Genomic DNA, 22549 nt, shown 5'->3' on the forward strand with positions numbered 1-22549 from the left:
GCGAATGCCTTAATAATTTGAATTGTCAAAATAATTAGATAGTTGGATACCTTCATTGTGGGAAACTATGTAAAGTAGGAGACACCACATAAGGAGGGAAACACACATGAAAAAAGTTTTATCTACATCACTCATCGCAGGCGTCTTGCTCGTGCCACAACTCGTCGGCGCGGCGGAGCTCAAGTCGGGCACGTTGACGAAACCATCGAACGAAGCCCCGACGACGATCGTCAAAGAGTATGCGAAAGCGAAAGGCGAATTCAAAACGCTCGAATCGAAGCGTGACAAAGTCGGACAAGTTGTCAAATTACAACAGACGGTCGACGGAGTGCCAGTCTTCGGCGGAGTCGTCGTCGGTGTCGTCGATAACGATGGCCAATTGAAAACGGTCGTCGATGATACGAAACAACTTAAAGGATTACATAAATCGATCAAGCTGAATGAGCAAAAAGCGGTCGCTCGTTATAAAGAGCTTGTCGGCCACAAAGGCGCATACGAGCTTGAGCCGGCAGCGGAACTCGTCGTCTATCCGAATGGTGAAGAGGCGGTCTATGTGTATGAAGTGACCGGGACGATCCTTGATGCGGATGAGCCGTCACGCTGGACGTACTTCATCGATGCGGCAAGCGGGAAAGTATTGAACAAGTACAACCAATTGGCACACGCCAAACCGACGAACGGCGTCACGGGTACGACGTATACGGGCACGGGAATCGACGTCCTTGGCCAGAGCCAAACGTTCAAGACGACGAAGAGCGGTTCATATTACTATCTCCAGGACTCGACACGCGGTAAAGGCATCTATACGTATGACGCCGGAAACCGGACGCGCCTTCCTGGATCGCTCTGGGCCGACGCTGACAACGTCTTGAACACGACGTACGACCGGGCCGCGGTCAGTGCCCATGTCAACGCGACGAAGACGTATGACTTCTTCAAGAACACTTATGGACGCAACAGTTACGATAACAACGGTGCGGCCCTCAACTCGACGGTCCACTATAGCCGTAGCTACAACAATGCGTTCTGGGATGGCAGCAAGATGGTGTACGGTGACGGGGACGGCCAAACGTTCACGTACCTCTCTGGTGCACTCGACGTTGTCGCTCACGAATTGTCACACGCCGTTACAGAATACACGGCCGGTTTGATCTATCAAAATGAATCGGGTGCGATCAACGAGGCGGTATCGGATATCTTCGGTACGGTCGCGGAATATAGTGTCGGCTCGAACTTCGACTGGTTGGTCGGGGAAGACATCTATACGCCTGGCGTGGCTGGGGACGGTCTCCGTTCGATGTCGAACCCAGCGGCCAACGGTGACCCGGACCACTACTCGGTCCGCTACACAGGGACTCAAGACAACGGTGGCGTCCATATCAACTCAGGTATCGTCAACAAGGCGGCCTACTTGTTCGCGAGCGGTGGCTCACACTACGGCGTATCGGTTCAAGGCATCGGCGTCAAGCAAATGGGTGATGTCTACTACCGCGCGCTCACTGTCTACTTGACACCGACATCGAACTTCTCGAACCTTCGTCAAGCAGTCGTACAGTCAGCTAAAGACTTGTACGGTCCAACGAGTACACAAGCGGTCGCGGCAGCGAAATCGTTCGACGCGGTCGGAATCTACTAAGCCGAGTCCATTCAAACATCCTTTCCGTTTCGGCGGAAAGGATTTTTTGTCGCTATTATTCGAGAGAATCGGGTAAATACGGATTGTACGTAAATTTTGTCGCAATTAAGGAGGAACTATGGACATTCAATCGTTTCGCATTGACCATAAAAATGGGATTCGTCTCAGCGATTTCCCGACCACGATACAAGATCGCCCATCTGACGAGACGTTACAAAACGAGTTGATTCCAAAGAGCGTGGAGCGATTGAAAGAGTTGCATTGGAAGCTGTACGCCGAATCGAAGAAAGGGATCGTTGTCGTCTTGCAGGCGCTCGATGCCGGCGGCAAAGATGAGGCGATCAGTTATATCTTTTCGAACTTGAACGCGCAAGGGTTGAAGACGAACGCGTTCCAAAAACCATCGGACACGGAAAAGAAACACGATTACTTGTGGCGAATGCACGACCTCATGCCAGAGCGGGGGCAGGTAGGCATCTTGAACCGGTCGCATTATGAAGAAGTGATCGCTCCGCGCGTCCATGACCTGCTCGGGGAAGAGGTCATCCCTGATGAAGAGGACAAAGAGTCGGTATGGAAGGTCCGTTATCGCCAAATCAATGACTTTGAACAATATTTAGATGAGAACGGATTCAAAGTCATCAAATTTTTCTTTAACGTGTCAAAAGAAGTCCAGCGTGACCGCTTGCTTGAACGACTGAAAGATCCAAGTAAGAACTGGGAGTTTTCATTTAATGACGTCGAAGAGCGAAAGCATTGGGATGATTATCAGGATATCTTTGAGGATATGTTATCGAACACGGCGTCGAAACATGCACCCTGGTTTGTGCTCCCGGCAGATGATGACTGGTACGCCAGATATATCGTCTCCACGATTATGATTGACGTCCTTGAAGACATCGATCCTAAATTCCCGACATTTACGGAGGACGAACAGGACCGGATTGATGAAGCGATTGAAACGCTCGAGAATGAGTGACCTTTGTCGACTCCGTGAACATCCATTTCCCCACTTGCACTGAAAACGAATTCACGTTACAGTGGACGTATAAAATAAGACGTCAGACATCTGTACGAAGGAGCAATGAGAGTGGGGAATATTAGTTTATTATTTGGTGGCGTGGCACTGTTCATTAACAGCCTCGTCTTATTCGGGAAAGTGGACGTCAAGAGTGCGGGTGTATTCAGTCTCTTCACAGGACTGTTGCAGACGTTCATCGCGACGTGGCTCGTCATCGGGGCGAGTTCGGCGGAAGTGTTCGGATATGCGAGCGTCTATTTGTTCGCTTTCACCTATTTGTACGTCGGTGTGACATTTTTGTTCGACCTCGACGGACGTGGCGTCGGTTGGTTCTCGCTATTTGTTTCGATTTCAGCCGTTTTTTATGCCACCATCTCGTTCACGATGGGCGATGTGATGGGCGCCGTAACCTGGTTGTTCTGGTCGTTCCTGTGGGGACTGTTCTATGTAGGGATGGGTCTTGGGCGCCAAATTGATGGGTTGACGGCCCGAGTCGCATTCGTGCTCGCTTGGTTGACACTGATCGTCCCGGCGCTGTTTGGACTGGCCAACTTGATGACACCGCTCTATGACGTGATCTGGTGGGCAGCGAGCGGCACGACGGTTCTCTACATTGGGTTCACGATGTGGCGAGGCCGCCGAGTTCTTGAAGTGACACAATGAATGACGCTCTTCGTGAGCGTCTTTTTTTTACGTATTCAATTGTGTCTAAAGTGTGAAAAGTGGGAATGAGGTACGTAAAGGAGGCGACCACGGCTGAGTGATGGCTTAATTTTATTGATGGGACTATTATTATGCGGATGGATGCTGTTTGCGGTCGTGTTTGATGATACAATTAAAAGAAGAATTTAACGGACCGTTTCCTTTTTGGAACGGTCTTTCGTTTGAGGAGTGACAAGTATGGAACAAACACCAGTCATCGTCCTCGTCGGACCGACCGCTGTCGGGAAGACGAAGACAGGAATCGAGCTCGCGAAAGCGTTCAACGGTGAAATCGTATCGGGCGACTCGGTCCAAGTGTATCGCGGGATGGATATCGGTTCGGCAAAAGTGACGGTCGAGGAGGCGGAAGGGGTTCCGCATCATTTAATCGATATCTGTGACCCGGACGAGGCGATGAGCGTCGCCACATTCCAGACGTTGGCCCGGGCGGCGATCGATGACATCTACGCGCGCGGGAAATTGCCGATTTTAGTCGGTGGGACCGGTCTCTACATTAGAGCAATCTTATATGACTATGAGTTCACGGAGCGACCGGTCGACCATGCATTGCGCGAATCGCTCGAGTTAGAGGCGGAGACAAATGGTTCTGAAGCGCTGCACGCCCGCCTGCAGTCGCTCGACCCAAAACGGGCCGAGAGCATTCATCCAAATAACGTCCGCCGCGTCATCCGTGCTCTTGAAGTCGCACTGCAAGGGGATGCTCAAGCGATGGATAGCCTCCCCTCCCAGCATTACGCCTACAAATTGTTTGTGCTCCACGCCGACCGGGACGTACTCTATGAGCGTATCAACCTTCGTGTCGATTTGATGCTCGAAGCGGGTCTCATCGAAGAAGTCGAACGCTTGCTCGCAGCCGGTTATCGGGACACGCAGGCAATGCGGGCCATCGGTTACAAGGAAGTCGTATCGTATCTTGATGGATTGATGACCCGAGAGCAGATGACCGAGACGCTCAAACAGCACACGCGCAAATTCGCGAAGCGTCAATTAACATGGTTCCGTCATCAATTTGATGGGATTTGGGTTGATATGGGAAGAAAATCATTTGAACTATCGTATCAAAATATTTATGATGAAGTTGAGGAGTTTTTTCGAAAATTCCGATTATTTGAAAGAGACATAGACTAGGGGGAATGCAACATGAAGGCTAGCTATAACATCCAAGACCATTTTTTGAATCAATTACGTAAAGAAATGGTGCCGACGACCGTCTTTTTAGTCAGCGGATTTCAAATTCGGGGAGTCATCAAATCGTTTGACAACTTCACGGTCATCGTCGAATCAGAAGGGCGCCAACAGTTGATCTATAAACATGCGATTTCAACGTTCTCACCAGCGCGGAACGTCACGTTGTTCGAACCGGAAGCGGTCGAAGTGACAGAAGGATAATTCAAGGCATAAAAAAAGGGCGGCCCGGGGACCGCTCTTTTTTTATGCCGTTTTGACGTTCGGGTCGAGATCGAGTGCTTCAATTACACGATGGACGGCGCAACCGCCGAGCAGTGAGTCGAGCTGGTCACAGAGCTGTGTCGGTGCCGACCGATACAAGTGGGTATATGTCCGCTTCCAAGATCGTTCTGCCGATTGAATCCGCACGAGCAAGTCAGCATGACCGAGTTCTTTCAGTTTCTCGATGTTCATCCGGTTCGTGCGTGCGAACGCCGATAAGACGACGGCTTTTGCGAGCGGTGTTTGGATCGGATAACCGGCGACGAGCAGGACGGCCATCGCCCCTTTCATTTCATGCTCGATGACCGAGTCGACGAGTTGGTCTGGCGTATATGGGTTACCGGCATGCCCCGAGACCGCCGTGACGAGCTCTTGATGCGAGACCGGGCAAGTCGATGCCTGTAAAATGCTTGCGATTGTCGAATGCGTAGTGGCGTAACGTGTCGCTTCCCCTGTTGCGATCAACCGTTCATACGTATCTACCAATGAAATCATGTGAGTTCCCCCTTTATCTAACTGCCTTTATCGTAACAATTATAGTAAGCGCTTTCAATATAATTCAGGAAACTTCTGGACCTATAACGAAAGTATGTTCGCCTCGAAGCGGAAAACACGATACAATGGGCAAAGAGAAGAAGGAGGGCATTGCACATGAACTATTACCAACAGATTGATCCAATTGCAGGGGGCGGATTCGACCGAACACGGTTCCAACTTCCGACCGTAGAGAAGTCGGCGACACGGCTATCGGACCTGACAGACGGAACACCGGTTCAGACGAAAGCGCTCGTCAGTACGGTCGAAGTTCGAGAAGGCAAATCCGGGGCGAAATGGTTACAGCTCAATTTGACGACCTCGAGCGGACTCATCCGTGCCAAGCAGTGGTTGCGCGGCAATGAAGATCAATTGTTGCCGATTTACGAGTCAGGCGTCATCGAGCTCGAAGGGAAAATCGACGTCTACCCAAAACCGGACGGCGCCAAATCGATTACGATCGACCGGGCCAAACCGATTGCCCGGGACGAAGCGGTATCGTTGTTGCCAGGTCTTCCTGGAGACGAGACGATGGAACAATACGCCGACGAGCTGTTCGCGATTCTGTCGACGCTCTCGCCAGACTATCAAGCGATCGCGATGTCACTGCTCGACCGCTATTGGGACGATTTCGTTCTCGCACCGGCCGCACTGTATCATCATCATAACTATGTCGGCGGCCTCTTGAAGCACACGGTCTGTATGCTTCGACTTGGTTATCGGTTCCAAGAACAAGACGACCATTTGGCGATGGCGTTCCGGGTCATCAAAGAAGCCGAGCAGTTGCACAAAGTAGACGTTTGGAATACGATGAACGGTGTAAAAGTTGAACAGGCGTTCCGCGGCACGTTCGAGTCGCTTTACGCGGCCTGTGAGGCCATCGCCGAGTTGAAAGAGCCACTCCGTTGGGACGAGCTCGCGCTCGGGATTTTGTTCCATGATATCGGTAAGTTGTTCGAGTACAGTCACTTGCTATCGTCCCCGAACCGGTTTGAGCAACTGTTCTCGGTCAGCGGCACGAGTGGGACGACCGGGATCTCCATCAACCCGATGGGAAGCTTGATCGGACACATGCCGTACGGCGGACTGTTGTTCGAGAAGAGTCAACAAGCTGCCGGCGTCACACTTCCGCTCGACGTCCATCACCGGATTTGGCATATGATTTTGTCCCACCACGGCAAGCGCGAGTGGGGCTCGAGCGTGTTACCGGTCACGACGGAAGGATGGATGCTCCATCTGATCGACTTGTTGGATGCCCGTTATGAGAAGTGGGCGCGGGTCCACGAAAATTTATAAGGTGAGGTGCAGTACATGATTCCCGTGCAATTGGTGACCGGTTTTTTAGGCGCCGGAAAAACGACCTATATGAATCGCTTGCTAGAAGCGACGGACGAGCGATTGCTCGTCATCGTCAACGAGCTTGGCTCAGTCAATATCGACGAACAGTTGATCGTCAAGATGGACCAAGAACAGATCGAGTTATCGAACGGTTGCATCTGTTGCTCGATTCAAAGCGATTTGAGTAAGACGTTCTATCAGCTTGCGTCCAAAGATACATTTGACCGCATCGTCATCGAGACAACTGGTGTCGCCGATCCGGCACCGATCATCCAGACGATCTATTACGATGATTACTTACGGACACGGTTCAAGCTGACGGCGATTTTGACGGTCGTCGACGCTAGTCAAATGGACCGCGAATTGTTTATAGAAGGAATCCATCAAATCGCCTATGCAGATGTGATTCTGATGAACAAAATCGACCTCGTCGATGACGTCACGCTCGAACAAGCGCATGAACGGATTAAAGCACTAAATCCGACCGTTCGGGTCATTGAGACGGTCCAAACGCTAGGGGACTATGACTTGACGGAAAATACGTTCCAGCTTTCACGAGTCGACGAACAACTCCTCGGTCGACTGACAGCAGGGCACACGTCCGTCTCTTCACTACGGGCCGTGACGCTCACGACCGACGTCCCACTACGTCGGGAACGTGTCACGCAATACGTACGCGAGGTGCTCATGCACTATGAGGACGATGTCTATCGCTTGAAGGCGATTGTCCGTTTAGACGGAGAAACATCAAAATTCGTCGTCCAAGCGACAAATCAACTGATGGGGGCGACGTTCGCCAACGAACCGAGCGACGACTCGCGTTCCGTCTTCGTCTGGATCGGGAAGAATCTCGATCGAGACGCGCTAGCGCGCGGATTACAAGCTTGTGAGGTGGATGAATGATGAAATTGATGTTAATCGATGGGTTTAACCTCCTGTCGCGTTATTATTTTGCCACAGAGCGTCGTCGGGCGCTCGATCCCGATGTGACGTTGAAAGGACTGCTCCGTAAAGTTGACGGGTGGACGAACGACTTCACACATATCGCCTTCTTTTGGGACGGACCACGCGAGACGACGCATCGTTACGCCCTGTTTTCGGACTATAAAGCGACTCGTACCGGCTTACCGGAACCGTTGTTCCACGATTACGTCAAGTTGCGGGCAGCGTTGAGCGAGCGCGGCATTTTTCAGTCCGAGCTCGCCGGATATGAGGCCGACGATTTGATCGGAGCCGTCGCGACCGCGTTCCCGGGTGAATCGTATATGTATTCGTCAGACCGTGATTTGCATCAGCTGCTTTCCCCGAACGTGTTTCAAATCGTCCCGAAAAAGGGGGAAGAGATGATGATGAACCAGGACATATTCGAGACGACTTATGGAATACGGCCCGGACAGTTCGTCGATGTGAAAGCGCTCCAAGGTGATGCCTCGGACAATATTCCAGGCGTCCGCGGCATCGGACCAAAGACGGCGACGATTCTTGTCCAGTCATACGACACGGTTGAAGCGCTGTATGACATCTTGAGACAAGAAGCACTCCAAGAGGCGCATCGGAAGTTTGCGAAGAAGCTCGACGGGCAAGAAGAAGTGGCGCTCTTGTCGAAACGTCTCTCGCTCATCGATATCCATGCACCGATCGAAACGGATTGGGAGGCGTATCGCTTTGGTTCACATTTATTTTGATGCGGCGACGAACCAAGAGGCGGGTGAGAACGGTCTTGGTGTCTGGATTAAGACAACGGACGGCACCGTATCCACGTACATCGCCAAACGTGTCGGGCTGACGAGCGTTCAGGCCGAACTCGCAGCGCTCGCGTTCGCCCTCGAACAAGCGCATACGCTCACGGACGAATCGACGTTCATGTTCTATTCGGACGCCGAGACGGTCGTGCGGGCGCTCGAGCAGAGGTTCTTAAAAGACCAAGCGGTGCGTCCTTTGTTCGTCAAGGCGCTGACGCTGTATGACGAATTGCCAAACAAGTTCATCAAATGGATCCCGCGGGCAGAGAACCGGGCCCATGACGTGGCGAAACAGGCATTGTTGATCGGATGAGAGTCGGGCTTTTGCCCGACTTTTTGTCAATTGCAGGGGAATGATTTCTTTTTTGCAAAAGTTTCGATAAAATGAAAGCGTAGTCAAAAAAAGAGGGGGAATTTTCATGGAATATCGGATCGAACGGGACACGATGGGGGAAATCAACGTTCCGGCTTCAGCCAAATGGGGAGCCCAAACACAGCGCAGTCTAGAGAACTTTAAAATCGGCACGGAAAAGATGCCGCTCGAGGTCGTGCATGCCTTCGCGATTTTGAAAAAAGGTGCCGCACTCGCCAACGCCGAGCTCGGTGTGTTGGAGCAAGCGAAAGCCGACGTCATCGCCGAAGTCGCCGATGAGATCGTCGCCGGGAAACATGACGCCGAGTTTCCACTCGTCGTCTGGCAAACGGGTTCAGGGACACAGTCGAACATGAACGTCAACGAAGTCATCGCCCATTTGGCGAATGATAAGTTGAAAGAGCGTGGTCAAACGCTCACGATTCATCCGAACGACGACGTCAACAAGTCGCAGAGCTCGAACGACACATATCCGACGGCGATGCACATCGCCGCCATCCTCGCGGTTGAGGACCATGTGTTGCCGTCAATCGAGGCGCTCCACGCGACGCTCGCGAAGAAGGCCGAGTCATTCATGGACATCGTCAAGATCGGTCGGACGCACTTGCAAGACGCGACGCCAGTCACGCTCGGTCAAGAGATCAGTGGTTGGGTCCGGATGCTCGAGCTGTCGAAACAGATGATTGAGCGTACGCTCGAACCGTTGACAGAGCTCGCCCTCGGCGGGACGGCAGTCGGGACGGGGATCAATGCTCATCCACGGTTCGGAGAAGTCGTGGCCGAGAAGATCTCGCAAGAGACCGGAAAACGTTTTATCACGGCCGTCAACAAGTTCCATGCGCTCACGAGCCACGATCAGCTCGTGTTCACACACGGTGCCTTGAAAGCGCTCGCCATGGATGCGATGAAGATTGCCAACGACGTCCGTTGGCTCGCTTCTGGCCCGCGTGCCGGTATCGGTGAGATCTTGATTCCGGAGAACGAACCGGGCAGCTCGATCATGCCTGGTAAAGTGAACCCGACTCAGAGTGAGGCGTTGACGATGGTCGCGGCCCAAGTGCTCGGCAATGATGCGACGATTGGATTCGGGGCGAGCCAAGGAAACTTCGAGTTAAACGTGTTCAAACCCGTCATCATGTACAACTTCCTCCAGACGTGCCGCTTATTGACGGACAGTCTTCATTCGTTCGACGTGCATTGCGCCGTCGGCATCGAACCAGACTTGGACGTCATCGCGCACAACGTTGATCGTTCGCTCATGCTCGTGACAGCGCTCAACCCGCATATCGGCTACGAGAATGCGGCTAAAATCGCAAAACTAGCACATAAGAATGGGACCTCTTTAAAAGAAGCGGCGCTAGAGACAGGACTATTGACAGAAGAGCAGTTTGACGAATGGATTCGTCCAGAAGAGATGACATCTCCTAACCTAAAAGTTGGAAAATAAGAAAAGAGCGGTCGATGACCGCTCTTTTTCATGATGTAATGGGTCATAAGCACTATCTTACTGTCAAACAATGGGCAGAAAATAAGTAAATAGTTGTATTTTCGTGGATAAAGTCGCATAATCATAGACAGAAGAACATATCGGGGAGAACGAAACTGGGGGGTCGGGAATGAAGCAGCAGCAACTCACAGATCGTATACATACTATTTTGACGCAAATCACGAGCGCGAGACAGATTCAAACATCAGAGATCGAGTTTTTATTAGATTGGATGAAGCAAGAAGTGAAGCGTCGCCGCTTGATGCACTTGCTTGAGATTTTCAGTCGTGTCGAGTCTGATGTTCGTGAATTGCCACCGGTCTTGACGCAAGCGGAGGCGATGGCTTTGATTGCCCCAGTGAAACGTTATATCCATACCGTCTTAGGCATCGAGCAGGAAGACGAGGATCTCGTCCTTGTTTTAGCTAACAGTTTTTCTACGTATAGCCGGTATAAACCGCGCGTCGAAAAGCTCGGGGCGCGTCCTGTCTTCTTGCAGACGTTAGAAGAGGCCGTCGAATATGACTATGAAGATGTCCCGAAAGCCATCATCATGGACGTCGAGTTGTGGGCCCGCTTCCCGGAGCGGTCGATTCAATCGTTCGTCAGCAAGATGAAGAAGCTGTATGTCCCGCTCATCGTGATCGGCACGAATGAACATTATCGCCTCGCCGCCTATTCTTACGGCTTCGATGACTATTGGGAGGAATGGGTACCGATGGAAGAACGGCTCGTTCGTCTCGGACATCATATCGAGAAGGCTCGTCTCGTCTCGAACGCGCTCCTCGTCGATGAATTGACAGGCGCGTTCAACCGAAAATATTTGAAAGCAACGTTTAGCCGTTTCATGTCCCGACTTGAGCGCTCCGGTGAGAGCTTCACGCTCGCCCTGCTCGACATCGATCATTTCAAACAGTTGAACGATACGTTCGGTCATGCTTACGGGGACGAGGTGTTGCATCGCGTCGCCGAGGAAGTCCGTCTCGCCATCCGCTCGAGTGACGAGTTGATTCGTTACGGCGGGGAAGAGTTCCTCATCATCTTGAACGTGTCCGAGCGCCACGTCGTCGATGCGGTGCTCGAACGGGTCCGCAGCCGCATTGAGGAGATGACGTTCACATACGAACATCACGTGACGGTGTCCATCGGCTATACGCGCGTCTGTCAGACCGGAATGACGCTCGGCGAGTGGTGTGCGTACGCCGATGAGGCGCTCTATAAAGCGAAACGTGACGGGCGCAATCGAATCATCCGTTATTCGACGGCGGTCCGGGAGGAGAAGCGGCTCGCTTACGTGACGATGAGCCCGGAGAAGTACGCCATGCTCGCCGAACAGTTGCCGAAACAACATCGACGTTACGAGGTCATCTATCGCCCATACGATCGTTACGCCTGTAACGATCATATGGAAATGTTTATTCTCGATGACTCGGGCACGAACGAGACGAGAGGGACCTTATCAGCCGTCAAAGAGCAACGCGGCAAGTACAGCCATATCTTGGCCGTATCGAAACGAACCGCGCTCGAGCTCGGGGCGCTGTATGATGACTTGGCCGAGCAGGACCATCAGGACACGATCACTGAAAAAATCGAGCAATGGCTCGAAAAATTACCCGATTAAAAAAGGGACGTCGACTCAGTCGATGTCCCTTTTGTCATATTGACGGAATGTGAAGCTATAGGCATGCCGTTCGTCGGCCGGATGAAACTGTTCGTTCGTCACGATCAGACCGTCCGGAAGGGACGGATAAAACGTGTCCGCCTCGAACGTGCCATCGACCTCGGTGACGAAGAACCGGTCCGTTATCGAAAGCGTCTGCTCATAGAGCGTCGCGCCACCGATGATATAAAGGTCTGTCGTCTCGTCTTTAAGCGACTCGAGGTCGTGCCACACATCGACACCTTCAGCCGAGAAGGTGCGGTCCGACGTGACGACGAAATTGCGTCGATTCGGCAGCGGCCGACCAATCGATTCAAACGTCTTTCGTCCCATGACGACCGTTTGACCCGTCGTGATGGCTTTGAATTGCTTCAAGTCATCGGGCAGACGCCACAACAAGGCGTTATCTTTCCCGATTTCCCGATTGCTCCCGATGGCGACGACATGGATGATCATACGCTCACTTCTCCTTTAATGTGTGGATGAGGGTCATAGCCGACAATCTCGAAGTCTTCAAACCGGAAGTCCTCGATGGATGACACGTCACGCAGGATGTTCAATGTCGGGAGCGGTCGGGTCTCACGCGTCAATTGCAGCTTCACTTGTTCGAGGTGGTTATGGTAAATGTGGGCGTCGCCGAGCGTATGGACGAAGTCTCCGACTTCAAGCCCGGTCACATGGGCGACCATATGCGTGAGCAAAGCGTAAGACGCGATATTGAACGGGACACCGAGGAACGTGTCAGCGCTTCGTTGATAGAGCTGGCACGACAATTTTCCGTCCGCGACGTAAAACTGGAACATGAGATGGCACGGCGGCAACGCCATGTCTTCAAGTTGCCCTGGATTCCAGGCCGAGACGATGAGTCGGCGCGAGTCAGGGTTCGTTTTGATTTGCTCGATTACTTGCGCGAGCTGGTCGACAGTCGTGCCGTCTGGTTTCGGAAACGAGCGCCACTGCGCCCCGTAGACAGGACCGAGATTACCGTCCTCATCGGCCCACTCGTTCCAAATACGAACCCCATTGTCTTGAAGGTATTTGACGTTCGTGTCGCCGGTGATGAACCAGAGCAGTTCATGGATGATGGAGCGCGTATGTAATTTCTTCGTCGTGATCAGGGGGAACCCGTCCTGAAGGTTGAAACGCATCTGGTAGCCGAACACGCTCGTCGTCCCGGTCCCGGTGCGGTCTTCTTTGACGACCCCGTTCTCGAGGATATGGGTGCATAAATCATGGTATTGTTTCATGTGGGAAGTCCCCTTTCTCGTTCAAAAATTTACAAAAAGTCGCACTCATTATAACACAATATATTGACGACATAACGTTTCGATTTCTACATACAGATTTTGCAAGCGATAATTATCTCGGATTTAACATGAAACCATATCGTAATGGGAGGGACTAATCTGTATGGAAAGATGTGGTCTCAGGTAGCTTCGTTATGTTTCGATTCGCGTACAAATAAACGTCTCCGAAGATATCGACTTGATCACCTTGAACACGAAGTGCACAATCTTTGTTCGACAAATAGATTGGTAATTCTTCGGATAAGAGGGCGAGCTCTTGCTTGACGATGTGCATGTGATGTTCGAGATCGAAGTGGGAGAGCACCGAAAAATCGTTGAGGGCCACGCCCTGGAAAATCGTTGGGGTTGAAACCTCATAACCCATGTATGGCGGGCATAACCAAGACAAAGACATATTGATTGCGCCTGCACTAGCGCCTATGACGATGGCCTCGCTTTGTTGAATCGATTGGATTAGGTCATATTCATGTATGAACTGATTTTGCTTGACGGTGTCCCCATCTAACAAGAAGATCATCGAAGCTACTTTAAGAAGATGTTTTGCATTAGTTCGGCCCGTTTCATAATTGATTACGTGATAGTCGTTGAACAAGATGCCGGCTTCCTGTAACCACGATAGCTCGATAACACCATTTTCCGCAGTTGAGGCAGGGTCCGAGCTGATCATTACGAGGGAATGCCGATTTGTCACGTCTCGTGACAAGGCATCTGCCAAATGAGTTGGGAAAAAATCGTTGAACCATCCAAGATAGTAGCACGTCTTCATAGTGAGCCTCCTTCGTATGAAAGTTCTTTCAATAAATTGATTAGAATCAATCTCATTGTAACCGAACTGGTTGAAATTTTTTCCATAAATAATATGTGATTGTTTATAATGAAGAAGACAAACGAGTCTACCTTGTCATGTTGATTGATGTACGTTCAAAAGGAGGATTATCGTGAAGAAGCAATCATTAATTTTCTTATTATCCGTATGCTTACTGAGCCTTGGCCTAATCGGAAATCTTGTTTTTGAAACGATGGGCTTTTTCTTAAATCCAACCATTCAGGTGATCAGCATCCCAATCGCATCCACTGAAGGGTACTTCATCCATGGACTTATCGCCCTTGCCATTACTTTTCTTGGGTTATTCCTGCTTCCTTTCGCATTGAATCGTAACAAAGTAAAAATCACTTCCGTTTTTCTGTTGGCGGTCATTCTTATTCCTCAGCTTGTTTGATGAAAAACTCATTCCAGGAACCAGATGACTTTTCCATCTAGTTTTGTTTTATTGAGACGGTGAATTCATTAGTAACTACTGCACGTCTTAAGAGGAGGGTTACGATGAGAGCAGTGATTTGTACCGGATATGGGCCACCTGACGTGTTGCAGCTCCGAGAGGTCGACAAGCCTGTGCCAAAATCGGATGAGTTGTTAATCAAAGTTCACACCTCTGCCGTCCATTCCGGCGACCTTCGATTACGGGCTCTTGATGTACCGGCTCTAGGTAAGCTCCCGATGCGAGTCATCGTCGGTTTCAAGGCGCCGCGCCAACCGATTCTTGGTGTCGTCTTGGCAGGGGAGATCGTCGAGACGGGTAGTCGCGTTGAAGACTTCAAGGTCGGTGACCGTGTCTATGCGCTGACCGGGGTGCGGTTCGGCGGCTACGCTGAATATGCGTGTGTCAAAGCGAATAAATGTGTCGAACGCATGCCGAACAACGCTAGTTTTGTCGAAGCAGCCAGCTTGCCGTTTGGCGGAACGACGACTCTTCACTTTTTGCGTAAAGTGAACATCGAACAAGCGAAGATCGTATTGATTTATGGGGCTGCCGGGGCAGTCGGTTCGATGGCCGTTCAAATCGCGAACTATTACGGGGCTCGCGTAACGGCAGTCTGTCGAGAACGGAACTTCGAACTCGTCAGAAGTCTCGGCGCGGACGTCGTGGTCGATTACACGAAGCCTAACTACGACGAGAAACTGACCACATACGACGCTGTGTTCGAAGCGGCCGGGAAAATCGATAAGCGGTTGGCCCGGAAGCATGTCGCCGAACACGGGAAATTCAGTTCTGTCGCCGGACAAGGACCTGCGAGTGAACGGAAAGAGGATTTGACTTTCCTGAACGATCTGTTTGAACCCGGCCGGTTAAAGGCCGTCATCGATTCGGTTTATCCGCTCGAGGACATCGTCGCGGTGCACCGATACGTTGATGCCGGAGGAAAGGCTGGAAATGTGATTGTGACCGTGACATAAGCAAATTGATTCAAGTTAAGCGACGTGCGTTTCGTCAATCGTCCCTGTTTTCGCCACGTGTCTTATAGGGTATACTTGTGAAAGACAAATAAAGGGAGGGATTCGATGCAATTACAAGGTAAGAATGTCCTGCAAATCGTCAGTGACGACTTTGAAGACTTAGAATTATGGTATCCGGTCCATCGGTTACGCGAGGAAGGCGCAAACGTCACCCTCGCCGGCGAGAAGGCGGATCACGCCTATATCGGTAAGTACGGCGTTCCAGCCAAATCGGACATCGCGTTCGATGACGTCGACATCTCATCATACGACGCTATCCTCGTCCCAGGTGGCTGGTCACCCGACTTGTTGCGCCGCTTCGATTCGGTGAAAGGGTTCGTCCGCTATATGCATGACGAGAAACGGCCAATCGGTCAAATCTGTCACGCTGGCTGGGTATTGATTTCAGCGAAGATTCTTGATGGTGTCAACGTCACGAGCACACCGGGTATTAAAGATGATATGGAAAACGCGGGTGCGATTTGGCACGATGAGCCGGTCGTCGTCGACGGTCATATCGTCTCGAGCCGCCGTCCGCCTGACCTGCCTGACTATATGCGGGAATTCATTAAAGTCATGGCCAAGAACTGAAAATAGAATAAAGGGGTTAACGACAGTTGAGACTTAAATCGAATCCAGTTCTCCGTAAATCAATGGAGACAACAGCTTATAGCGCCACGCCGATGACGAAAGCCGGTACGTGGTCGAAAGTGTTCACGCTGCTCTTGCTCGTCACGGCAGCCGCCGGGACGACGTGGATGCTCGTGCCGACAATCGGTGAGGCGTTATTGTTCCCGCTCATGATCGGCTCGCTCATCCTCGGCTTGGTCTTAGCACTCGTCATCACGTTCAAACCGAGAACGGCACCTGTCGTCGCGCCATTGTATGGTATTGTCGAAGGGGTGTTCGTCGGGTTGATCTCGTACTTCTTCGAAGCGATGCTTCCGGGCATCGTCGGCCGTGCCGTCTTGACGACGTTCATCGTCGCGTTCGCGATGTGGTTCGTCTACTCGACGGGTCTCGTCAAAGTGACGCAAAAGTTCCGCGCCGGTGTCACGGCCGCGATCTTTACGGTCATGTTGCTTTATCTCGTTCAAATCGGGATGAGCTTCTTTGGTTCAGGACTCCCGTTCATGACGGGCTCGTCACCGCTTGCCATCGGCGTGCAATTTGTAATTGTCATCATCGCCTCACTCGCGCTCGTGCTTGATTTCGACTATATCGCTCGTCAAGTCGAGAGCCGGGCTCCGAAAGAGCTCGAATGGGTCGCGGCGTTCGGGTTGATTGTGACGCTCATCTGGCTCTATATTGAAATTCTTGATTTACTGTATCGCCTCGCCATGCGCGACTGATCATCGGCCTTCGGGCCGGTGATTTTTTATGAAAGGAAAGGATGTGAAGCCGTCATCAAACCGATGATGGCGCTACTGTTATGAAAAAAGTGATTGTGATTGGATCAGGAATCGTCGGCATCTCGACCGCGTACCATCTGGCCGGGAAAGCCGACGTCACCGTCATCGACCGTAAAGAGAAGGGCCGTGCGACTGACGCGGCAGCAGGCATCGTCTGCCCGTGGATCGCCCAGCGCCGGAACAAGGCGTGGTACGCGCTCGCCAAAGGGGGCGCTCACTACTACGCGACCGTCGTGGACGATTTGAAGCGAGAAGGTGAGACGGAGACCGGCTATAAACGCGTCGGGACGCTCGCCTTGCACGAAGACAAAAAATTGAACGAGATGCAAGAGCGGACGGCGCTACGCCGTGAAGAAGCCCCGGAAATCGGCGATTTGACCCGGATGACGGCAGAAGAAGCGAGAGCGCTGTTCCCGCCGCTCTCGGACGAATATGACGCCCTTCTCGTCGAAGGAGGGGCACGCGTCGATGGGGAGAAGTTAAGAGCGGCGCTCGAACGGGTCGCCGTAAAACGCGGCGTGACCTTGGTTGACGGTTCGGCCGTGCTCGTTGAAGCGGACGGCTATCATGTCGAATGTGATGGTATCCGCTTTGAGGCGGATGAAATCGTACTCGCCTGCGGGGCGTGGTTGCCCGAGTTGATGGAACCGATCGGGTACACGGCCCGTGTCGCCGGGGAAAAGGCGCAAATCGTGCACGTGCAACTGCCGGATACGGACGCGTCCGACTGGCCGGTCGTCATGCCGCCGCGGCGCCGCTATTTGCTCGGATTTGAAGAAGGACGAATCGTCATCGGCTCGACGCACGAACGGGACAAGGCGTTCGACGCACGGCCGACGGCGATCGGGATTCATGAAGTGCTTTCGAAAGGGCTAGAATCGGCCCCAGGACTAGCTGAGGCCGAACTGATTGAGACGCGTGTCGGCTTCCGTCCGGTCACGCCGAACTCGATCCCGATTCTTGGCCGCGTGCCGGGAGCGGAGCAGTTGCTCGTCGCGAACGGTCTCGGCTCGTCCGGTTTGACGGTCGGCCCGTTCATCGGGAAAGTGCTCGCCGATCTCGTTCTGACAGGGGACTGCGAGCTCGATATGTCGCTTTATCCGATTGAAGATTTCATCTATCTGACATGAGAAAACAAGCGACCATCCTCTTCGGTGGTCGCTTGTTTGTCGTCAACGGCTCATGATTCCGTTCAAGAAGAAATGAAAATAGTCTTGCATCAACGAGCTCATGTCACCTGACGGGAAGGACGGGTCGGACAAAATCGCCTGCTGCACGAGTTGGACGTAGCGTAAGTACGAATCGGTCGACAGCTCCGGGTCGATGGCCCCGCTCGTCTTCCCGTACTCAATCAATTGCCGGAATGCGGCGTAGCCTCGTCCTGCCAACTGTTGCCACGAGGCGTCCGCTTGAATCATCGAAGTGATCGTCTCGTCGAACAGCCCGGCCGTCTCGATTTTACGAGATAAAATCTCGATCAGCAATTGATCGAACGGGACGGTGTCAGCGATTTGTGACTCGATCCATCCCATCTGTTCCTCCGTCATTTCGGTCAAGACGGCGACAATCACTTGTTCTTTGGAGCCGAAGTAATTATAAATCGATACCGGTGAGACCGAGGCGGCGCGAGCAAGCTCACTCACCGTGAAACGGGACTGCTTCTCGTTCATTAGTCGAAAGGCGGCGTCTAAGATTGCTCGTCGTTTCGTTTCAGTTCGTTTTGTGAATCCATCCATGATGACCCTCGCTTCTCTAATGTTTTGTAATCAATATACCATTTCCATTTCAAAAAATAACGTGATATACTAGTTTTGTAATCATGTATATAATAAATTTCAAAACTAAGGAGTGAGAGCGGTGATTCAAATTAAAGGACTGACGAAGCGTTTCGATGCGTCACACGGCATCTTCGACGTGTCGTTGACGGTCGAGCCGGGAACCGTGTTCGGATTTATCGGACCGAACGGGGCGGGGAAATCGACGACGATTCGTCACTTGATGGGGTTGCTCCACGCTGAATCGGGTGTCGCCACCGTCATGGGACATGATTGCTGGAACGAGAGTGAGACGGTGAAGGCGCTTGTCGGCTATTTGCCTGGCGAAATCAATTATCCACAGGACATGACTGGGGAAGATGTCATCCGACTGACTCGGAAACTTCATGTGACGAGCGCGGAGCGCGAACGGACGTTGCGTGACGTGTTCGCCTTCGATACGTCACTCAAAGTGCGCAAGATGTCGAAAGGAATGAAACAAAAACTTGCCATCGTCACCTGCTTCATGAAAGATGTGCCGGTTTATATTCTCGATGAACCGACGAGCGGGCTCGACCCGCTCATGCAGGAACGGCTCGTCGATTGGGTCATCGCTGAGAAAACAGCGGGTAAGGCGGTCTTGATGAGTTCCCACCACTTCCCGGAGATGGAGAAGACGTGTGACCGGGCCGCACTCATCCGTGATGGTCGGATGATCATCGAAGCGGAGATGACCGAGTTAAAACGGCATAGTCAGAAGACGTATCGGATCGAATTGAAGGACGAGGCGGCAGCAATGCGGTTGAGCGAAGAAGTCGGTTCGCGTGACGGTGTGGTCGTCACCGTCACTTTATCGAAGGTCGAAGAGTTGAATGACTTGATTCATCGACTCGCCCGTCACGAAGTCCAATCGTTGTCGAGCGGCACGGACGAACTCGAGCATCTGTTCATGCAATATTATGGGGAGGCGAAATAAATGGTTCTCATCTCGGCACTGTTTAAACAAAATCGTAGCTGGATTCTTGGGTACTCGCTCGGGACGAGCCTCTACTTGTTCTTTTTGGCGGCGGTGTTCCCATCCATCCAAGAGACGGGGCTGATTGAAGGAAAGTTGGATTCGTTGCCACCCGAGTTGCTAGAAGTGTTTAAAATCGACCCGAACTTGGCGATGGACAACGTCATCAATCTGCTCGCGGGCAATTACTATGGGCTCATCTTTTACGTATTGGCCATCCTGTTCGCGCTCACGTTCGCCTCACGGCTCATGGCTAAACCGGTCGATTCGGGTGAGGTCATGCTTTATTTGGCCGCACCGATTTCACGTGGCGGTTACGTGACGGCTAGTATGGTGTTGCTTGTGATCGCGAGTGGTATGCTCGTCGGGTTGAACGGGCTCAGTCTGATGCTCGCCAACGTGTTGTTTGATTTACAGATCGACATCGGCTTACTGTGGACGCTTCAGTTGAACGCAGGACTGATTCTAGTCGTCCTCGGTGCGCTCGCCTATGTTCTCGCAAGCCTGTTCGACGACAGCACACGGTCATATATGGTCACAGGTGGGATTTTCGCGCTCTTCTTGATGGCGAACGTCTTCTCGGGATTTAGTGACCAGCTCGACTGGTTGAATACGTTATCGATTTTCTCGTTGTTTGACGCCAACGCTCAAATCCAAGGGGAATCAGCGTTTCGTTCTTTCATCTGGTTGGGGGGACTTCTCATCGTCGCAATGCTGTTGTCTTATGGACGTTTTACCCGAAAAGATTTGACGATTTAGTTTTTCGAAATAGAATGACGGGTATGATACAATCAGCTCGAACAGTTTTGAAAGGGGAATGATTGTATGCAACTCGCAACGTTACGCAACGGTGTCAAAATTCCAATGATCGGCTTTGGGGTATGGCAAGTCGACAACGAGACGGAGGCGCCACAGGCTGTCGCCGAGGCACTGAAAGTCGGATATCGCCATATCGATACGGCAGCTGTTTATAAGAATGAAGAAGGCGTCGCCAAAGGGATTCAAACATCTGGCGTCGCTCGTGAAGATATCTTTTTGACGTCGAAGATTTGGAACGAAGATATCCGCCAGCGCCGGACGAAAGAAGCGTTTAACGAATCACTCGCTCGACTCGATACGGACTATTTGGACCTCTGCCTCCTCCACTGGCCAGTCGACGGGTTCGTCGAGGCATGGAAAGATTTGATTGACCTCTATGAGGCCGGTAAAATCAAGGCGATCGGGGTGTCGAACTTCAAAGAACATCATCTCGAAACGTTGAAAGAAGCGGGTCTCATGACGCCCCTCATCAATCAAATCGAGTTGCACCCGCAACTGCCGCAACCGGACCTCGTCGAGTATTGCCAAGACGAGGGCATTCAAGTTGAGGCTTGGAGCCCGCTCATGCAAGGGAAGTTCCTCGACATCCCGACTTTCGCTGAGATCGCGGAGAAACACGGCAAGACGCCGGCGCAAGTCGTGCTTCGCTGGCATTTGGACACGGGGAATGTCGCGCTTCCGAAATCCGTCACACCGCACCGCATTCAAGAGAACTTCGAAGTGTTCGACTTTGCGCTCGATGCGGACGACTTGGCGAAAATCGATGCCTTGGCGACGCATGACCGTCTCGGTCCCGACCCGGACGAGATCGACTTCTAAACAATTGATGTTGTCGCCCACCTACTTAGGTGGACGATCCCGAATGCGGTGACACTGCCGCTTCTTCGACACGACTCCGGTTAAGGCCGGAGTCGTTTTATTATGTGTCCAGCGAGTTATTCAGGAGCTAGTCCGGATGTGTATGAGCGTTGGCACATGGGTATAGAAAACTATGCTAATAAAGGAGGTGTCAGGTCTTCTTCGGAGGATCGTACTCATGGACTTATCAAAATGGCCTTTAATCAACTGGCTGGCGTTTTTGGCGACGGTCGTCATCAACTACTTCGCGAGCGGTGAAAATGCGGCCGTGTCGGACCGAATCGATATTTACTTCAAACCGGCGGGCTACGCGTTCTCGATTTGGGGCGTGATTTATATCGCGCTCGCCGTCTGGCTCGTCTTGCAACTGAAGAAAGGGTCGGTTGCGAACCGGCAGGCGAATCGGATGAAAGCGGGCTTTCTCGTCTCGTGTATCTTGAACGGCCTCTGGTTGCTCACGTTCACGAACGAATGGTTCATCGCTTCGCTCGTCGTCATGGTCGCATTTCTCGCGACGCTCGCCTGGCTCTATTACATCGCCTTCCGGACGTCGACAAGTTGGCTCGACCGGTTCCCGTTCTCGATTTATATCGGCTGGGTGTCTGTCGCGACGATTGTCAACGTGTTCGTCGTCATGAACCGAGAAAATGTCACCACGTTGCTCGGGCTCGACGAACTGGCTTGGACATCGCTCATGCTCATGGTCGGTGTTGTCCTGGCGCTCGTCTTCATGTGGTGGCATCGTGACTTCATCTATCCGCTCGTCTTCGTCTGGGCCTACATCGCCATCTTTGCACGAATTGACAATGCGACGCTTTACGTCGTCCTCGTCAGTGCCTTGATTTTGCTCACTCTCGGATATGTCGGCTTGATCATTTGGAAAAAACCCCGGGCATTCTTGCATCACTCACGAAAAACGGTTGAATAAGGTCGAAAGCAGAAGCGGTAGCTCGTAGGACTACCGCTTTTTTTGTGAGTTTATTTGAGTTCTTATGAACCTATACATCAATATATTTTATGGATAATTATTCTTTATGCATTATAACATGTTTTCAAAAATTGCTTGATAACGCTAATGAATACGCTTACATCGATATGGTGATGGACGTGAATTATGCAGAATGGTATACAAGCCCCTTGATTTATC

At 51.8% G+C, this 22549-nt stretch carries 25 protein-coding genes; 20 read left to right on the forward strand and 5 right to left on the reverse strand.

Annotation, left to right across the window (positions count from 1 at the left end):
* The first annotated feature begins 106 nt into the window (after nt 1-106).
* The 5 genes from KNP64_RS03050 (at nt 107) to hfq (ending at nt 4769) form a co-directional block, all read left to right on the forward strand.
* Complete coding sequence (locus KNP64_RS03050; protein WP_214791437.1) at nt 107-1636, forward strand: M4 family metallopeptidase; 1530 nt, start codon at nt 107-109, stop codon at nt 1634-1636.
* A 118-nt stretch (nt 1637-1754) separates the two neighbouring features.
* Nucleotides 1755-2615, forward strand: coding sequence for a PPK2 family polyphosphate kinase (locus KNP64_RS03055; RefSeq protein ID WP_214791435.1), 861 nt, complete (start codon nt 1755-1757; stop codon nt 2613-2615).
* Between the two features lie 111 nt (nt 2616-2726).
* On the forward strand, nt 2727-3320 hold the full coding sequence (locus KNP64_RS03060; RefSeq protein WP_214791433.1) for an AmiS/UreI family transporter: 594 nt from the start codon (nt 2727-2729) through the stop codon (nt 3318-3320).
* Nucleotides 3321-3557: 237 nt separating this feature from the next.
* A complete protein-coding gene (gene miaA / locus KNP64_RS03065; protein WP_214791431.1) occupies nt 3558-4508 on the forward strand; it encodes a tRNA (adenosine(37)-N6)-dimethylallyltransferase MiaA in 951 nt (316 codons plus the stop codon).
* A gap of 12 nt (nt 4509-4520) precedes the next feature.
* Nucleotides 4521-4769: an RNA chaperone Hfq gene (gene hfq, locus KNP64_RS03070; protein WP_021067304.1), complete on the forward strand. Its 249-nt coding sequence runs from the start codon at nt 4521-4523 to the stop codon at nt 4767-4769.
* 42 nt (nt 4770-4811) lie between these two features.
* Here hfq and KNP64_RS03075 read toward each other — a convergent pair whose 3' ends face one another.
* Complete coding sequence (locus KNP64_RS03075; protein ID WP_138859499.1) at nt 4812-5324, reverse strand: hypothetical protein; 513 nt, start codon at nt 5322-5324, stop codon at nt 4812-4814.
* Between the two features lie 156 nt (nt 5325-5480).
* Between KNP64_RS03075 and KNP64_RS03080 the strand changes: the two genes are divergently transcribed.
* The 6 genes from KNP64_RS03080 to KNP64_RS03105 all read left to right on the forward strand — a co-directional run bounded on the left by KNP64_RS03080 (nt 5481) and on the right by KNP64_RS03105 (nt 11923).
* Nucleotides 5481-6659 (forward strand): DNA-binding protein, encoded by a 1179-nt coding sequence (locus KNP64_RS03080; protein WP_214791429.1) that lies wholly within the window; start codon nt 5481-5483, stop codon nt 6657-6659.
* Between the two features lie 15 nt (nt 6660-6674).
* Complete coding sequence (locus KNP64_RS03085; RefSeq protein ID WP_214791427.1) at nt 6675-7604, forward strand: CobW family GTP-binding protein; 930 nt, start codon at nt 6675-6677, stop codon at nt 7602-7604.
* The gene (locus tag KNP64_RS03090) at nt 7604-8386 is read left to right on the forward strand and encodes a 5'-3' exonuclease (RefSeq protein WP_214791425.1); all 783 of its coding nucleotides are present in this window, start codon (nt 7604-7606) and stop codon (nt 8384-8386) included. The genes KNP64_RS03085 and KNP64_RS03090 overlap by 1 nt, the downstream gene beginning before the upstream one ends.
* Nucleotides 8367-8756 (forward strand): reverse transcriptase-like protein, encoded by a 390-nt coding sequence (locus tag KNP64_RS03095; protein ID WP_214763966.1) that lies wholly within the window; start codon nt 8367-8369, stop codon nt 8754-8756. Before KNP64_RS03090 ends, KNP64_RS03095 begins: the two co-directional genes overlap by 20 nt.
* Nucleotides 8757-8862: 106 nt before the next feature.
* Nucleotides 8863-10263, forward strand: a complete 1401-nt coding sequence (fumC, locus tag KNP64_RS03100; protein WP_034777433.1) for a class II fumarate hydratase — start codon at nt 8863-8865, stop codon at nt 10261-10263.
* Nucleotides 10264-10432: 169 nt separating this feature from the next.
* A complete protein-coding gene (locus KNP64_RS03105; protein WP_214791423.1) occupies nt 10433-11923 on the forward strand; it encodes a GGDEF domain-containing protein in 1491 nt (496 codons plus the stop codon).
* Between the two features lie 15 nt (nt 11924-11938).
* On the opposite strand, the gene KNP64_RS03110 is transcribed toward KNP64_RS03105, so the two are convergent.
* From KNP64_RS03110 to KNP64_RS03120, 3 genes are all read right to left on the reverse strand, one after another.
* Nucleotides 11939-12418 carry a dihydrofolate reductase gene (locus KNP64_RS03110; protein ID WP_214791421.1) on the reverse strand — a complete coding sequence of 160 codons (480 nt, stop codon included), beginning with the start codon at nt 12416-12418 and terminating at the stop codon, nt 11939-11941.
* Nucleotides 12415-13209, reverse strand: coding sequence for a thymidylate synthase (locus KNP64_RS03115; protein ID WP_034777438.1), 795 nt, complete (start codon nt 13207-13209; stop codon nt 12415-12417). Before KNP64_RS03115 ends, KNP64_RS03110 begins: the two co-directional genes overlap by 4 nt.
* A gap of 154 nt (nt 13210-13363) precedes the next feature.
* Nucleotides 13364-14035: a Type 1 glutamine amidotransferase-like domain-containing protein gene (locus tag KNP64_RS03120; protein ID WP_214791419.1), complete on the reverse strand. Its 672-nt coding sequence runs from the start codon at nt 14033-14035 to the stop codon at nt 13364-13366.
* Nucleotides 14036-14207: 172 nt separating this feature from the next.
* Here KNP64_RS03120 and KNP64_RS03125 point away from each other — a divergent pair, with 172 nt between their 5' ends.
* The 5 genes from KNP64_RS03125 to KNP64_RS03145 all read left to right on the forward strand — a co-directional run bounded on the left by KNP64_RS03125 (nt 14208) and on the right by KNP64_RS03145 (nt 18086).
* The gene (locus tag KNP64_RS03125) at nt 14208-14489 is read left to right on the forward strand and encodes a hypothetical protein (RefSeq protein ID WP_138859493.1); all 282 of its coding nucleotides are present in this window, start codon (nt 14208-14210) and stop codon (nt 14487-14489) included.
* Nucleotides 14490-14593: 104 nt separating this feature from the next.
* Complete coding sequence (locus tag KNP64_RS03130; protein WP_214791417.1) at nt 14594-15505, forward strand: NAD(P)-dependent alcohol dehydrogenase; 912 nt, start codon at nt 14594-14596, stop codon at nt 15503-15505.
* A 105-nt stretch (nt 15506-15610) separates the two neighbouring features.
* Nucleotides 15611-16135: a type 1 glutamine amidotransferase domain-containing protein gene (locus KNP64_RS03135; protein ID WP_214763969.1), complete on the forward strand. Its 525-nt coding sequence runs from the start codon at nt 15611-15613 to the stop codon at nt 16133-16135.
* 26 nt (nt 16136-16161) lie between these two features.
* Nucleotides 16162-16896, forward strand: a complete 735-nt coding sequence (locus tag KNP64_RS03140; protein WP_214752847.1) for a Bax inhibitor-1/YccA family protein — start codon at nt 16162-16164, stop codon at nt 16894-16896.
* 80 nt (nt 16897-16976) lie between these two features.
* On the forward strand, nt 16977-18086 hold the full coding sequence (locus tag KNP64_RS03145) for an NAD(P)/FAD-dependent oxidoreductase (protein ID WP_214791415.1): 1110 nt from the start codon (nt 16977-16979) through the stop codon (nt 18084-18086).
* Nucleotides 18087-18128: 42 nt separating this feature from the next.
* On the opposite strand, the gene KNP64_RS03150 is transcribed toward KNP64_RS03145, so the two are convergent.
* Nucleotides 18129-18692 (reverse strand): TetR/AcrR family transcriptional regulator, encoded by a 564-nt coding sequence (locus KNP64_RS03150; RefSeq protein ID WP_214708614.1) that lies wholly within the window; start codon nt 18690-18692, stop codon nt 18129-18131.
* Between the two features lie 121 nt (nt 18693-18813).
* Here KNP64_RS03150 and KNP64_RS03155 point away from each other — a divergent pair, with 121 nt between their 5' ends.
* The 4 genes from KNP64_RS03155 (at nt 18814) to KNP64_RS03170 (ending at nt 22330) form a co-directional block, all read left to right on the forward strand.
* The gene (locus tag KNP64_RS03155) at nt 18814-19686 is read left to right on the forward strand and encodes an ABC transporter ATP-binding protein (protein WP_214791413.1); all 873 of its coding nucleotides are present in this window, start codon (nt 18814-18816) and stop codon (nt 19684-19686) included.
* Nucleotides 19687-20484, forward strand: a complete 798-nt coding sequence (locus tag KNP64_RS03160; protein ID WP_214791411.1) for an ABC transporter permease subunit — start codon at nt 19687-19689, stop codon at nt 20482-20484.
* A gap of 66 nt (nt 20485-20550) precedes the next feature.
* Complete coding sequence (locus KNP64_RS03165) at nt 20551-21363, forward strand: aldo/keto reductase (RefSeq protein ID WP_214791409.1); 813 nt, start codon at nt 20551-20553, stop codon at nt 21361-21363.
* 217 nt (nt 21364-21580) lie between these two features.
* Nucleotides 21581-22330 (forward strand): TspO/MBR family protein, encoded by a 750-nt coding sequence (locus tag KNP64_RS03170; protein WP_138859487.1) that lies wholly within the window; start codon nt 21581-21583, stop codon nt 22328-22330.
* Nucleotides 22331-22549: the final 219 nt, after the last annotated feature.

The organism is Exiguobacterium sp. s64 (assembly GCF_018618035.1).
Classification (GTDB): domain Bacteria; phylum Bacillota; class Bacilli; order Exiguobacteriales; family Exiguobacteriaceae; genus Exiguobacterium; species Exiguobacterium mexicanum_A.

What these genes read in the sequence shown, in the direction of transcription:
- KNP64_RS03150 (WP_214708614.1), bottom strand. Translation starts at nt 18,692, where the DNA reads ATGGATGGATTCACAAAACGAACTGAAACGAAACGACGAGCAATCTTA.
- fumC (WP_034777433.1), top strand. Translation starts at nt 8,863, where the DNA reads ATGGAATATCGGATCGAACGGGACACGATGGGGGAAATCAACGTTCCG.
- hfq (WP_021067304.1), top strand. Translation starts at nt 4,521, where the DNA reads ATGAAGGCTAGCTATAACATCCAAGACCATTTTTTGAATCAATTACGT.
- KNP64_RS03075 (WP_138859499.1), bottom strand. Translation starts at nt 5,324, where the DNA reads ATGATTTCATTGGTAGATACGTATGAACGGTTGATCGCAACAGGGGAA.
- KNP64_RS03085 (WP_214791427.1), top strand. Translation starts at nt 6,675, where the DNA reads ATGATTCCCGTGCAATTGGTGACCGGTTTTTTAGGCGCCGGAAAAACG.
- KNP64_RS03160 (WP_214791411.1), top strand. Translation starts at nt 19,687, where the DNA reads ATGGTTCTCATCTCGGCACTGTTTAAACAAAATCGTAGCTGGATTCTT.
- miaA (WP_214791431.1), top strand. Translation starts at nt 3,558, where the DNA reads ATGGAACAAACACCAGTCATCGTCCTCGTCGGACCGACCGCTGTCGGG.
- KNP64_RS03165 (WP_214791409.1), top strand. Translation starts at nt 20,551, where the DNA reads ATGCAACTCGCAACGTTACGCAACGGTGTCAAAATTCCAATGATCGGC.
- KNP64_RS03145 (WP_214791415.1), top strand. Translation starts at nt 16,977, where the DNA reads ATGAAAAAAGTGATTGTGATTGGATCAGGAATCGTCGGCATCTCGACC.
- KNP64_RS03055 (WP_214791435.1), top strand. Translation starts at nt 1,755, where the DNA reads ATGGACATTCAATCGTTTCGCATTGACCATAAAAATGGGATTCGTCTC.
- KNP64_RS03090 (WP_214791425.1), top strand. Translation starts at nt 7,604, where the DNA reads ATGAAATTGATGTTAATCGATGGGTTTAACCTCCTGTCGCGTTATTAT.
- KNP64_RS03135 (WP_214763969.1), top strand. Translation starts at nt 15,611, where the DNA reads ATGCAATTACAAGGTAAGAATGTCCTGCAAATCGTCAGTGACGACTTT.
- KNP64_RS03080 (WP_214791429.1), top strand. Translation starts at nt 5,481, where the DNA reads ATGAACTATTACCAACAGATTGATCCAATTGCAGGGGGCGGATTCGAC.
- KNP64_RS03120 (WP_214791419.1), bottom strand. Translation starts at nt 14,035, where the DNA reads ATGAAGACGTGCTACTATCTTGGATGGTTCAACGATTTTTTCCCAACT.
- KNP64_RS03110 (WP_214791421.1), bottom strand. Translation starts at nt 12,418, where the DNA reads ATGATCATCCATGTCGTCGCCATCGGGAGCAATCGGGAAATCGGGAAA.
- KNP64_RS03105 (WP_214791423.1), top strand. Translation starts at nt 10,433, where the DNA reads ATGAAGCAGCAGCAACTCACAGATCGTATACATACTATTTTGACGCAA.
- KNP64_RS03115 (WP_034777438.1), bottom strand. Translation starts at nt 13,209, where the DNA reads ATGAAACAATACCATGATTTATGCACCCATATCCTCGAGAACGGGGTC.
- KNP64_RS03050 (WP_214791437.1), top strand. Translation starts at nt 107, where the DNA reads ATGAAAAAAGTTTTATCTACATCACTCATCGCAGGCGTCTTGCTCGTG.
- KNP64_RS03130 (WP_214791417.1), top strand. Translation starts at nt 14,594, where the DNA reads ATGAGAGCAGTGATTTGTACCGGATATGGGCCACCTGACGTGTTGCAG.
- KNP64_RS03170 (WP_138859487.1), top strand. Translation starts at nt 21,581, where the DNA reads ATGGACTTATCAAAATGGCCTTTAATCAACTGGCTGGCGTTTTTGGCG.